The organism is Pseudomonas sp. MH9.3 (genome assembly GCF_034354675.1).
In the GTDB taxonomy this organism is placed as follows: domain Bacteria; phylum Pseudomonadota; class Gammaproteobacteria; order Pseudomonadales; family Pseudomonadaceae; genus Aquipseudomonas.
On the sequence record NZ_CP133785.1, the window covers coordinates 2,845,226 to 2,858,015 of the forward strand.

At 62.2% G+C, this 12,790-nt stretch carries 8 protein-coding genes; 2 read left to right on the plus strand and 6 right to left on the minus strand.

What is annotated here, in order from left to right:
- The first annotated feature begins 143 nt into the window (after positions 1-143).
- Both RHM60_RS12425 and glyA read left to right on the plus strand, forming a co-directional pair.
- Positions 144-3,995, plus strand: a complete 3,852-nt coding sequence (locus RHM60_RS12425; protein ID WP_322214560.1) for an EAL domain-containing protein — start codon at positions 144-146, stop codon at positions 3,993-3,995.
- Between the two features lie 336 nt (positions 3,996-4,331).
- The gene (gene glyA / locus RHM60_RS12430) at positions 4,332-5,585 is read left to right on the plus strand and encodes a serine hydroxymethyltransferase (RefSeq protein WP_057008684.1); all 1,254 of its coding nucleotides are present in this window, start codon (positions 4,332-4,334) and stop codon (positions 5,583-5,585) included.
- A 98-nt stretch (positions 5,586-5,683) separates the two neighbouring features.
- Here glyA and yjiA read toward each other — a convergent pair whose 3' ends face one another.
- From yjiA to katB, 6 genes are all read right to left on the minus strand, one after another.
- Positions 5,684-6,643 (minus strand): GTPase, encoded by a 960-nt coding sequence (yjiA, locus tag RHM60_RS12435; RefSeq protein ID WP_322211988.1) that lies wholly within the window; start codon positions 6,641-6,643, stop codon positions 5,684-5,686.
- Positions 6,644-6,798: 155 nt separating this feature from the next.
- A complete protein-coding gene (locus RHM60_RS12440) occupies positions 6,799-6,996 on the minus strand; it encodes a YbdD/YjiX family protein (RefSeq protein ID WP_003176208.1) in 198 nt (65 codons plus the stop codon).
- A gap of 15 nt (positions 6,997-7,011) precedes the next feature.
- Positions 7,012-9,078 carry a carbon starvation CstA family protein gene (locus RHM60_RS12445; protein WP_057008682.1) on the minus strand — a complete coding sequence of 689 codons (2,067 nt, stop codon included), beginning with the start codon at positions 9,076-9,078 and terminating at the stop codon, positions 7,012-7,014.
- A gap of 165 nt (positions 9,079-9,243) precedes the next feature.
- The gene (gene radA, locus RHM60_RS12450; protein ID WP_003235145.1) at positions 9,244-10,611 is read right to left on the minus strand and encodes a DNA repair protein RadA; all 1,368 of its coding nucleotides are present in this window, start codon (positions 10,609-10,611) and stop codon (positions 9,244-9,246) included.
- A 35-nt stretch (positions 10,612-10,646) separates the two neighbouring features.
- A complete protein-coding gene (locus RHM60_RS12455; protein WP_209985009.1) occupies positions 10,647-11,186 on the minus strand; it encodes an ankyrin repeat domain-containing protein in 540 nt (179 codons plus the stop codon).
- A gap of 51 nt (positions 11,187-11,237) precedes the next feature.
- Positions 11,238-12,779, minus strand: a complete 1,542-nt coding sequence (gene katB, locus RHM60_RS12460; RefSeq protein WP_231422600.1) for a catalase KatB — start codon at positions 12,777-12,779, stop codon at positions 11,238-11,240.
- Positions 12,780-12,790 lie beyond the last annotated feature (11 nt).

Consider the following 12,790-nt stretch of genomic DNA (forward strand, 5'->3'; position numbering starts at 1 on the left):
CGGCAAAGCTACCTGAATGCGCCTGGTCAGTCCAGCCAGGCCAGGGCTGGCACTTTGCCACAAGTCAAGGCATGCTAGCCGCCCTCCGGGCGTCAGGCTTATAGTGCACGCCGCGCCAGTCCGCCAAACCGCAGGATCACAGCTTGTCCAACGTCACGCCGCCCTCGCCCCTGCGCGCCGCCCATCTGGCACCGGGAGCGCCCCTGCACGGCACCCTCAAAGGCGCATTGGCGACCCTTGTGCTGATGCTGCTCGCGCTGCTGTTCTGGCAGTTGCTTGACCAATTGCAGCAAAACCAGAAAAACCAGCAGCAATACACCATCGACTACAGCGCCGACCTGGCCGAGCAGATCAGCCTGAACATGGCCCTGAGCGCGAAAATCGCGTTGAACCTGCTGCCCATGGTCGAGCCCCCGCGTGACAACGAACAGCAACAAGCCCTGATGCGCAGCCTGCAACGCTCGCTGCCCGAGCTGCGCAGCCTCGCCCTGCTCGCCCCCAGCGGCGCGATCATCAGCGACAGCGCCACCGACAGCCAGGACAGCGCCTGGCTTGAAGAGCTGGTGCAACGCAGCCACGGCCAGTCCTATTACCTGAGCAACAACCACGACGGCAGTCTTATCTACCTGCTGCTGCACCAGCCCAGCGGCGGCTCGCGGATGTACTGGGCGCTGCGCCTGGCGCCCGACTACCTGACCAACCTCACCCGCCAGGACGGCCAGGGTCAGCGGCCGATGTGGGCCATCGAAAACCGCATCAACCATCAGGTGGTCAGCCGTGAAGGCGGTATGTCGGCGCAAGGGGTCAACAACCTGACCACCGACGAACTGAACAAAAGCGTGCTGATCACGCCGTTGAGCAAAAGCGACTGGCAGTTGCGCGGCCTGTTCGACCGCAGCGCGGTGCTTGAAGAACTGCTGCCGGCGTTTATCGGCAAATGCCTGCTGGGCCTGGCATTTTCGCTGATTCCGGTGATCGTGCTGCTGAACATGCGTCGGCGCCAACGCCAGGTGAATGAAGGCCGGCGCCGCTATCAGGATATTTTCGAAGGCACCGGCGTGGCCCTGTGCGTGCTCGACCTGTCGAGCCTCAAGGCGTTCTTCGACAAGGCACAGTTGCACAGCCGCGAGCAACTGCACGCCTGGCTGCGGGACAATCCCGAGGCGCGCGGGCAATTGCTCAAAGGGCTGCGGATCACCGAGGTCAACCAGGTGGCCGTGCGCTTATTGAATGTCAGCTCCTGCGATCAGGCCTGGGAGCGCCTGCTCGATGACTCACCGCACAACGCCACCTCGATTGGCTACCAGGTGCTCGAAGCGGTGCTGACCCAGCAAAAACAGCTGGAGTTGGAGATCCAGCTCAACGATGTCGCCGGCAACCCGCAATACCTGTGGCTGGTGATGCGCCTGCCGGAACAGTTGGACGACTTCAAGGCGGTGATCCTCAGTATCAATGACATCACCAGCCGCAAGCTGATCGAGTTGTCGCTGGTGGAACGCGAAAGCTTCTGGTCGGATGTGGTGCGCACCGTGCCGGACCACCTGTATGTGCAGGACGTGATCAGCCATCGCATGATCTTCAGCAACCATCACCTCGGCCATACCCTGGGCTACAACAAGCCCGAACTTACGCAGATGGGCGAGTATTTCTGGGAGATCCTGCTGCACCCCGAAGACGCAGAGCATTATCAGGATCAGCGCCAGCAGCAGCGCGAGGTCGGCTATTCGACCCAGTTGCACTGCCAACTGCGCTTTCGCCATCGCAACAACCAATGGCGGCGTTTCGATATCCGCGAACAGGCCCTGGCCCGCGACAACAGCGCCCAGGTGACGCGCATCATTGGCGTGGCCAAAGACATTACCGACCAGATCGAAGCCAGCGAATCCCTGCGTGACAGCGAACAGCGTTACCGCATGCTGGCCGAGAGCATCAGTGACGTGATCTGCTCCACCGACAGCCAAATGGCCCTCAATTACATCAGCCCCTCGGTCAATGCGGTGCTGGGTTATGACGTGGAGTGGGTGTTCAAGCACGGCTGGCAGTCGATCATTGCCAACCCGCAGCAACTGACCGGCATCAGCGCGCTGTTCGAACAGGTCAACCGCGCGGCGGGCGATCCGCTGGCGCTGGCGGCGCTGCGCGATGAAACCCACACGCAACTGTTCCTGTTCGACTGCCTGCGCGCCGATGGACGCAAAGTGCCGATCGAGATGCGCCTGGTGCTGGTGTGGGACGAACACGGCGCCTTCGAGGGCATCCTCGGCGTGGGCCGCGATATCAGCCAGCAACGCCGCGCCGAGAAAGACCTGCGCATGGCGGCCACGGTATTCGAACATTCCACCTCGGCGATCCTGATCACCGACCCGGCCGGTTATATCGTGCAGGCCAACGAGGCGTTCAGCCGGGTCAGCGGCTATGCGGTGACGGATGTGCTCGACCAGTTGCCGAACATGCTCACCGTGGATGAACAACAGGAAGCCCACCTGCGCTACGTGCTCAAGCAGTTGCACCAGCACAGCACCTGGGAAGGCGAAGTGTGGCTCAAGCGGCGCAACGGTGAGCATTATCCGGCCTGGGTAGGGATTACCGCCGTGTTCGACGACGAAGGCGACCTGGCCAGCTATGTGTGCTTTTTCAGCGATATCAGCGAACGCAAGGCCAGCGAACAGCGCATCCACCGCCTGGCGTATTACGACGCCCTGACCCACCTGCCCAACCGCACGCTGTTTCAGGACCGCCTGCACACCGCGCTGCAGTCGGCCGAGCGGCAGAAGTCGTGGGTGGTGCTGATGTTCCTCGACCTCGACCGTTTCAAGCCGATCAACGACTCACTCGGGCATGCCGCCGGCGACCGCATGCTCAAGGAAATGGCCACGCGCCTGCTGGGCTGCGTGGCCGAGGACGATACCGTGGCGCGCATGGGCGGCGACGAGTTCACCTTGCTCCTGCAACCGAGGGGCAGTCGCGAACTGGCGCTGAACCGGGCGATCAATGTGGCCGAGCAAATCCTCGCCAGCCTGGTAAAACCCTTTGTGCTCGAGGGCCGCGAGTTCTTCGTGACCGCCAGTATCGGCATTGCCTTGAGCCCGCAGGACGGCAATGAGCTGAGCCAGTTGATGAAAAACGCCGACACCGCGATGTATCACGCCAAGGAACGTGGCAAGAACAACTTCCAGTTCTACCAGGCCGACATGAACGCCAGCGCCCTGGAGCGCCTGGAGTTGGAAAGCGACCTGCGCCATGCACTGGAGCAGGACGAGTTCGTGCTTTATTACCAGCCGCAGTTCAGCGGCGACGGCAAACGCCTGACCGGCGCCGAGGCGCTGCTGCGCTGGCGTCACCCGCGCCGTGGGCTGGTGCCGCCGGGAGACTTCATTCCGGTGCTGGAAGAGCTGGGGCTGGTGGTGGACGTGGGCGACTGGGTGCTCAGCGAGGCCTGTCGCCAGTTGAAAACCTGGCACCAGAACAAGGTGCGCGTGCCGAAAGTCTCGGTGAACATCTCGGCGCGGCAGTTCTCCGATGGCCAATTGGGCACGCGCATCGCCACCATCCTCAAGGACACCGGCCTGCCGCCGGCGTGCCTGGAGCTGGAGCTGACCGAAAGCATCCTGATGCGCGAGGTCAACGAAGCCATGCAGATCCTCGCCAGCCTGAAAAACCTGGGCCTGAGCATTGCGGTGGACGATTTCGGCACCGGCTATTCTTCGCTCAATTACCTCAAGCAGTTCCCCATCGACGTGCTGAAGATCGACCGCACCTTCGTCGACGGCCTGCCGTCCGGCGAGCAGGACGCGCAGATTGCCCGCGCCATTATCGCCATGGCCCACAGCCTGAACCTGGCGGTGATCGCCGAAGGCGTGGAGACCCACGAGCAGTTGGACTTCCTGCGCGAGCACGGGTGTGACGAGGTGCAGGGTTACCTGTTCGGGCGGCCGATGCCAGCGAACCGGTTCGAGGCGCAGTTCAGCAATGAGGCGCTGTTCCTGTTCGACTGAACTCTTACCTGTAGCGAGCGGGCTTGTCGTGGCGAGCAGGCTTGCCCCGCGTTGGGCTGCGTAGCAGACCCAAAACCTGACTTATGTTTCTATCTGAAAAACCGCGTCGACTGTCTCAGGGCCGCTTCGCGCCCCAACGCGGGGCAAGCCCGCTCGCCACAACAAGCTCGCTCGCCACAGCATGCCAGCTCGCCACAGCAATCCCGCTCGCCAAAAGGCACCCCTTGCCCCTAAGTGAATCCCGCTTGTCCGCGACATGATGTCCTTTCATATGCCATCCAAAACCCGTTGGGTTAGAATGCCCTCCTTTTCTGCCCCCGATCCTTGAGGACTGCCATGTTCAGCCGTGATTTGACTATTGCCAAGTACGACGCCGATCTCTTCGCCGCCATGGAGCAAGAAGCCGTGCGCCAGGAAGAGCACATCGAGCTGATCGCTTCGGAAAACTACACCAGCCCTGCGGTGATGGAAGCTCAAGGTTCGGTACTGACCAACAAGTACGCCGAAGGCTACCCGGGCAAGCGCTACTACGGTGGCTGCGAATACGTCGACGTGGTTGAGCAGCTTGCCATCGACCGCGCCAAGGAACTGTTCGGCGCCGATTACGCCAACGTCCAGCCACACGCCGGTTCCCAGGCCAACAGCGCGGTGTACCTGGCCCTGCTGCAAGGCGGCGACACCATCCTGGGCATGAGCCTGGCCCACGGCGGTCACCTGACCCACGGCGCCAGCGTGTCCTCCTCCGGCAAGCTGTACAACGCCGTTCAATACGGTATCGACGCCAACGGCTTGATCGACTACGACGAAGTCGAGCGCCTGGCCGTTGAGCACAAGCCGAAAATGATCGTGGCCGGCTTCTCTGCCTACTCGCAGATCCTCGACTTCCCGCGTTTCCGCGCCATCGCCGACAAGGTCGGTGCTTACCTGTTCGTCGACATGGCCCACGTGGCCGGTCTGGTCGCCGCTGGCGTCTACCCGAACCCGGTGCCTTACGCTGACGTGGTCACCACCACCACCCACAAAACCCTGCGCGGTCCACGTGGCGGCCTGATCCTGGCGCGCGCCAATGCCGAGATCGAGAAGAAGCTGAACTCCGCGGTATTCCCGGGCGCCCAGGGCGGCCCGCTGGAGCACGTGATCGCGGCCAAGGCGATCTGCTTCAAGGAAGCCTTGCAGCCTGAGTTCAAGACCTACCAGCAGCAAGTGGTGAAAAACGCCAAGGCCATGGCCGGCGTGTTCATCGAGCGTGGGTTTGACGTGGTGTCCGGCGGTACCGAGAACCACCTGTTCCTGCTGTCGCTGATCAAGCAGGACATTTCCGGCAAGGACGCTGACGCTGCGCTGGGCAAAGCCTTCATCACCGTGAACAAGAACTCCGTGCCGAACGACCCACGTTCGCCGTTCGTCACCTCCGGCCTGCGCTTCGGCACCCCGGCAGTGACCACCCGTGGCTTCAAGGAAGCCGAGTGCAAGGAACTGGCCGGCTGGATCTGCGACATCCTGGCTGACCTGAACAACGAAGCAGTGATTGATTCTGTTCGTGAGAAGGTCAAGGCCATCTGCAAGAAGCTGCCGGTGTACGGCGCTTGATTGCAGTTGCTTGAACAAGAAGCCCGGCTCTAGAGCCGGGCTTTTTTATGCCTGTTCCAAATTTGAAATACATTTGATTGCATTTCAAGTCAGTCAGGTCAGGGTTGGTAGACCCGCGCAAAGCCTTCGCGGATTTTGTCTTCCGGCAACTCATCGGCAATAAACACAATCACACTTTCCCGCGCCTCGCCCTCGGCCCACTCGCTGTCCCAGTCGAAGCCGTAGAGTTTCAGCACGCCCTGGAACACCATGCGCCGGTCTTCCCCGGCAATGTTGAGCACGCCCTTGTAGCGCAGCAGTTGCTTGCCGTGGTCTTCGAGCAGCTCGTTCATGAACTCACTGAGCCGGTCGATATCCAGCGGCTGATCGGTGCGCAGCACCACGCTGGAAATACGATCGATGGACGGCGCCTTGCTCACCGGGCGCAGGCTCATGCCGGCGTTGAGATTGAAACCGCGCACATCGAGCAATTCGGCCAGGTCGATGTTGCCGTGGTCCACCACGCGAATCGGCGCGCGCCGGTTGATGCGGCTCAGGCGCTCGCTGAGGGCGTCGAACGTGGCGTCGTCCACCAGGTCACGCTTGCTCACCAGCAGGCGGTCGGCAAAGCCGATCTGCGCCTGGGCGATGGTCTGGGTCAGGTGGTGCTCGGCGTGGGCCGCGTCCACCAGGGTGATGATCCCGTCGAGGATGTAGCGCTCGCGCAAGTCCTCGTCGATGAAGAAGGTCTGGGCCACCGGCGCGGGGTCGGCAAGGCCGGTGCACTCGATCACCAGGCGGTCGAAGGCGATCTCGCCACTGTCCAGACGTTCGAGCAGCAGGTAGAGGGCTTTGGTCAGGTCGGTGTGAATGGTGCAGCACACGCAGCCGTTGGACAGGGTCATGACTTGCACGGGTTCGGCGCCCAACAGCTGGGTATCGATGCCGGCATCGCTGAATTCGTTTTCGATCACGGCGATTTTAAGACCGTGCTCGGCCTTGAGCAGGTGGCGCAGCAAGGTGGTCTTGCCGGCGCCGAGGAAACCGCTGAGAACGGTTACCGGAATGGGAGAGGACAAAGACAGTTCTCCTTATAACTGAAGGAACATAAAACAAATGTGGGAGGGGCTTGCTCCCGATAGCAGTGTGTCAGGCACTTGTGTATCACTGACACACCGCTATCGGGAGCAAGCCCCCTCCCACAAGGGATCACCGCCATCCCGAGGTTATCGGGCTAGCAGCACTTGGGCCCACCCTTGCCGCCGTATCGCGCCTCCTGGCGTTCACGGAAGAACGCCTTGTAGTCCATCATCGGCTTGTCCGGGTGTTTGGTTTGCATATGCTCGACGTAGGTGTCGTAGTCGGGCATGCCGACCATCAGGCGTGCGGCCTGACCGAGGTATTTACCGAGGCGACTGATGTCATTGAACATGTTTGCAATCCTCGGTTATGCGTCCGGTACGGCCTGGAATGGCGCTTCTTTATCCGTACGTTCCTTGTTGCCCCAGGCCGCTACGCCAACCTTGAGCGCATAGAACAGAATGCTGAACACCACGAACAGGAACAGCACCGTCAGCGTTGCGTTGGTGTAGGCGTTCCAGATCACGTGCTGCATCTGGTCGACGCTCTTCGCCGGCGCGAGGATCTGACCATTGGCCAGGGCATCGCTGTACTTCTTCGCCAGGGACAGGAAACCGATTGCAGGGTTGGCGTCGAACAGCTTGATGAAGCCTGCGGTGGTGGTGCAGATCAGCAGCCATATCGCCGGCACCATGGTCACCCAGATGTAGCGTTGGCGTTTCATTTTGATCAGCACCACGGTGGCGAGCATCAGCGCGATACCGGCCAGCATCTGGTTGGAGATACCGAACAGCGGCCACAAGGTGTTGATGCCACCCAACGGGTCGATCACGCCCTGGTACAGCAGGTAGCCCCACATCGCCACGCAGCCTGCGGTGGCGATCAGGTTGGCGGTCCAGGATTCGGTGCGTTTGAGCGCCGGCACGAAGGAGCCCAGCAGGTCCTGCAGCATGAAGCGCCCGGCACGGGTGCCGGCGTCCACTGCGGTCAGGATGAACAGCGCTTCGAACAGGATCGCAAAGTGGTACCAGAACGCCATGGTGTTTTCACCCGGCAGCACACTGTGCAGGATCTGCGCGATCCCCACGGCCAGGGTCGGTGCACCGCCGGCACGCGCCAGGATGGTGGTTTCACCGATGTCATGGGCCACGGCCGACAACGCTTCGGGGGTGATTGCAAAACCCCAGCTGCTGACGGTCTGCGCCACGGTCACCACGTCGGTGCCGACAATCGCGGCCGGGCTGTTCATGGCGAAGTACACGCCCGGCTCGATCACCGACGCGGCAACCATCGCCATGATGGCCACGAACGACTCCATCAGCATGCCGCCGTACCCGATGTAACGGGCGTGGCTTTCGCTGGCGAGCAGCTTGGGCGTGGTGCCCGAGGAAATCAGCGCGTGGAACCCCGAAACCGCGCCACAGGCGATGGTGATGAACAGGAACGGGAACAGACCGCCCTTCCACACCGGGCCGGTGCCGTCGATGAACTGGGTGAGTGCCGGCATTTTCAGGTCGGGCATGGTCACCAGGATGCCGATGGCCAGGGCAATGATGGTGCCGATCTTGAGGAACGTGGACAGGTAGTCACGTGGCGCGAGGATCAGCCACACCGGCAGCACCGCTGCCACAAACCCGTAGCCGATCAGCATCCAGGTGATCTGGATACCGGTAAAGGTAAAGGCCTTGGCCCAGACCGGGTCAGCGGCAATCTGCCCGCCCAGCCAGATCGAACCGAGCAGCAACAGCACGCCGATGATCGAGATCTCGCCGATACGGCCGGGGCGGATGTAGCGCATGTAGATGCCCATGAACATCGCAATCGGGATGGTCGCCATCACCGTGAAGATGCCCCATGGGCTCTCGGCCAGGGCCTTGACCACGATCAGCGCCAGCACCGCGAGGATGATGATCATGATCAGGAAGCAACCGAACAGCGCGATGGTGCCGGGAATGCGGCCCATCTCTTCGCGCACCATGTCGCCCAGGGAGCGGCCGTTACGGCGGGTGGACAGGAACAGGACCATGAAGTCCTGCACCGCACCGGCCAGTACCACGCCGGCAATCAGCCACAGTGTGCCGGGCAGATAGCCCATCTGCGCCGCCAGCACCGGGCCGACCAACGGGCCTGCACCGGCAATCGCCGCAAAGTGGTGCCCGAAGAGGATGTGTTTGTTGGTCGGCACATAGTCCAGACCGTCGTTGTTGACCACTGCGGGCGTGGCCCGACGTGGATCGAGTTGCATCACGTTGTTAGCGATGAACAGACTGTAATAACGGTACGCGACCAGATAGATGGCCACGGCCGCGACCACAATCCACAAGGCGTTGATCGCCTCGCCGCGGCGCAAGGCCACTACGCCCAGGGCGCATGCTCCTACAACTGCCAGCACCAGCCAGGGCAGGTGGCGTAGCAGGCTATTATTATTTTTCATTTTTATATTCCAGCCAGGGTGGACAGAAAGACAGCCATTCGGAGTTTAGCGCTCCTTGCCCTAAAGGCCACCCCCCACGTTGGTCTAGAGCCTTGCGATGGCAAAAAAATGCAGGCATTGCCGAAAAATCGGCAGCCACCCCAGATTGTTTTACTGTGTGGCTGATTACTCGAACAAGGCATCCAGCGCCTGCTCCAGGCGTGTCACCCCGATAATCTGTATGCCCGGCGGCGATTCCTTCGGTGCGTTGCCCTTGGGCACGATCGCCCGCTTGAAGCCATGCTTGGCCGCTTCCTTCAAGCGCTCCTGCCCACTGGGCACCGGCCGCACTTCGCCCGACAGGCCAACCTCGCCAAACACCAGCAGGTCATGGGGCAACGGCCGGTTGCGCAGGCTGGACATCACCGCCGCCATCAAGGCCAGGTCGGAAGCGGTCTCCAGCACCTTGACCCCGCCCACCACGTTGAGGAACACGTCCTGGTCGTGGGTGGGGATACCGCCGTGACGGTGCAGCACCGCGAGCAGCATTGCCAGACGGTTCTGGTCCAGGCCGAGGGTGACACGGCGCGGGTTGGCCAGGTGACTGTCGTCCACCAGCGCCTGCACTTCCACCAGCATCGGCCGGGTGCCTTCCCAGGTTGCCATGACCACGCTGCCCGGGACTTCCTCCTGGGCGCGCGTAAGAAAAATCGCCGAGGGATTGGAGACTTCCTTGAGCCCGCGGTCTGTCATGGCGAACACGCCCAATTCGTTGACGGCGCCGAAGCGGTTCTTCACCGCCCGCAGCAGACGCAGGCGGCCGTCGGACTCCCCTTCGAAATACAGCACGGTATCGACCATGTGTTCCAACACCCGCGGCCCGGCCAATGCGCCCTCCTTGGTCACATGGCCCACCAGGAAGATCGCCGTGCCGCTCTGCTTGGCGTAGCGCACCAGCAGCGCCGCGCTCTCGCGCACCTGGGACACGCCGCCCGGTGCCGATTGCAGTTGTTCGGTGAAGATCGTCTGGATCGAGTCGATCACCATCACCTTGGGCTTTTCGATACGGGCGGTGGCGATGATGCTTTCGATGCAGGTTTCGGTCATCACCCGCAGTTGGTCCTGGGGCAGACCGAGACGGCGGGCGCGCATGGCCACTTGCTGCTGGGATTCCTCACCGGTGACGTACAGCGCCGGCATGCGGCTGGCGATGCTGCACAGGGTTTGCAACAGGATCGTCGATTTACCGATGCCGGGGTCGCCGCCGATCAGCACCACCGAACCGTCCACCAGCCCGCCGCCGAGGACGCGGTCGAGCTCACCGGAGGCGGTGGAGAAACGCGGAATCTCTTCGACGCTGACTTCGGCCAGGGTCTTGATCTGCGCCTGCTGCCCGGTCCAGCCGGCCCGACCGGTGGGGGCCGCAGCGCCGCCGCTCTCGATCATGGTTTCCGTAAGGGTGTTCCACGCACCGCACTCGGTGCACTGGCCGGCCCACTTGGGAAAGGTCGCGCCGCACTCGGTGCAGCCGTACATGCGCTTGGCCTTTGCCATTTGAGAACCTCCAACCGAAAAACCGCGATGATAGCTCAGCGCGAGGCCGGGGTCCGGATTTCACCGCTGGCCAAGCGTGCCGCGCTGTTGCCGACCGGGTCCTGCGCATTGAGATCGGCGCCCTTGGCCTTCAGCGCGTCGAGCAGTTCGACGCGTTTGAACAGCCCGGCGTACATCGCCGCCGTCTGCCCGGCGCCATTGCGCTGGTCGGGGTTGCAGTCGGTGGCCAGCAGGCGCTGCGCGATTTTCAGCTCGCCTTTGAAGATCGCCCCCATCAGCGCGGTGTTGCCGCGTTTGTCCTGCACACAGGCATCGGCACCGGCCGCCAGCAGGCGCTCAACGTAGGCGCTTTCGCCGTGATAGGCGGCGAGGATCAACGCGGTGTAGCCCTTGTCGTCCTGGGTGTTGAGCGCGTAGCCCGACTCGATGAAGGTGTTGAGCATGTCGAGGTCGCCACGGCGGGCGGCGTCGAAGTAATAGTCCTGAAGCTGCGCCTTGAGCGCGACCGGGTCAGGCGATTCGGCATGGGCGCCAAAGGCCAGCATGGCAATCAGTAAACCGATGGAAATACGCATAGTGTTCTCCAAAGGGTCGGCGCCCTGGGGGCGCCGACCACAGCCTGCGGGTCAGTCTTTGAGTTTTTCCGCCAGCGCCTTCACGCGGGCCAGGTCACCCTTGGCGACCTTGGTCACGCCGGTGCCGTACTCCGGGTCCGCCTTGTAGAGGAACGAGAGGATGATGTGCTTGCTCTCGTCATCGGTAGTGGCCAGCGAGCCACCGAAGTTGTCGATCAGGTCCTGGCGCTCTTTGGGGGTGTAGGAGCGGTACAGGTCGCCGGCCTGCTTGAAGTTCTGCTCGCGCTGGATCTTCGCCTGCTGGGTACTGCCGGTCAGGGCCGACTGGCTGTAACGCGCGGCTTGCGGCTCTTCGCGATTTTCCAGACGGCTTGGCTGGTAGTTCACGCCGCTGGTGGTTTTGCCGCTGTTGAGGGTGCCGTCCTGATTACCGTTGTTGACGGTTACGCGTGGCGCGTTGATCGGCAATTGCAAGGCGTTGGCGCCCAGGCGGTACATCTGGGTGTCGGCATAGGAGAACACCCGACCTTGCAGCAGACGGTCTTCCGAAGGCTCGATGCCCGGCACCAGGTTGGCCGGGGCCATGGCCACCTGCTCGGTTTCCTGGAAGACGTTCGCCGGGTTGCGGTTCAGCACCATTTGCCCAACTTTGCGCTCGGGTACGTTTGGCCAGATCTTGGTGGCGTCCAGCGGGTCGAAATCGAACTTGGCCAGGTCTTCAGGCTTGAGCACCTGCACATACAAGTCCCACTTGGGGAAGTCGCCCTTGTTGATATGGGTGACCAGGTCATTGGTCATATGGCTGTAATCACGCCCCTGCACCTGGGTGACTTGCTCGGGATCAAGGTTCTTGATGCCTTGCAGGCTCTTCCAGTGGAACTTGACGTAGTGCACTTCGCCTTTGGCGTTAATCAGTTTGTAGGCATGTACGCCGTTGCCGTCCATCTCACGGTAACTGGCCGGCGTGCCCGAGTCGGAGTACAGCTCGGTCAATGTCCGGGTGGACTCCGGTACATGGGAGAAGAAGTCGAAACGACGGGAGTCATCATCCAGGTTGGTACGCGGATCGGGTTTGAACGCGTGGACCATGTCCGGGAACTTGATAGCATCGCGAATAAAGAAGGTCGGGAAGTTATTCCCGACCAGGTCCCAGTTGCCTTCGGCGGTATAGAACTTGGTGGCGAAACCGCGTGGATCACGCAGGGTTTCCGGCGAATGGTTGCCGTGCACCACGGCCGAGAAACGTACGAACACCGGAGTGGCTTCGCCGGCGGCGAAGACCTTGGCCTTGGTCAGGTCGCTGAGGTTGTCGGTGACGGTAAAGGTGCCGTGGGCGCCAGTGCCACGCGCGTGCACCACCCGCTCCGGGATGCGTTCGCGGTCAAAGCGCTGCAGTTTCTGGATAAGCTGCACGTCTTGCAGCAGGACCGGGCCATTGGGGCCGGCGGTCTGGGAGTTCTGGTTGTCGCCGACGGCGGCACCGTTGTCACGGGTGAGGTTGGCGGCCTGTACGGACAGCGAGAGCAGGCTGGCGGTGGCCAGCAGCAAGGCATGTCGCGCCAGTATGGGCCCACGGTTCGTTGAAATATTCATCGAGGTTTCCT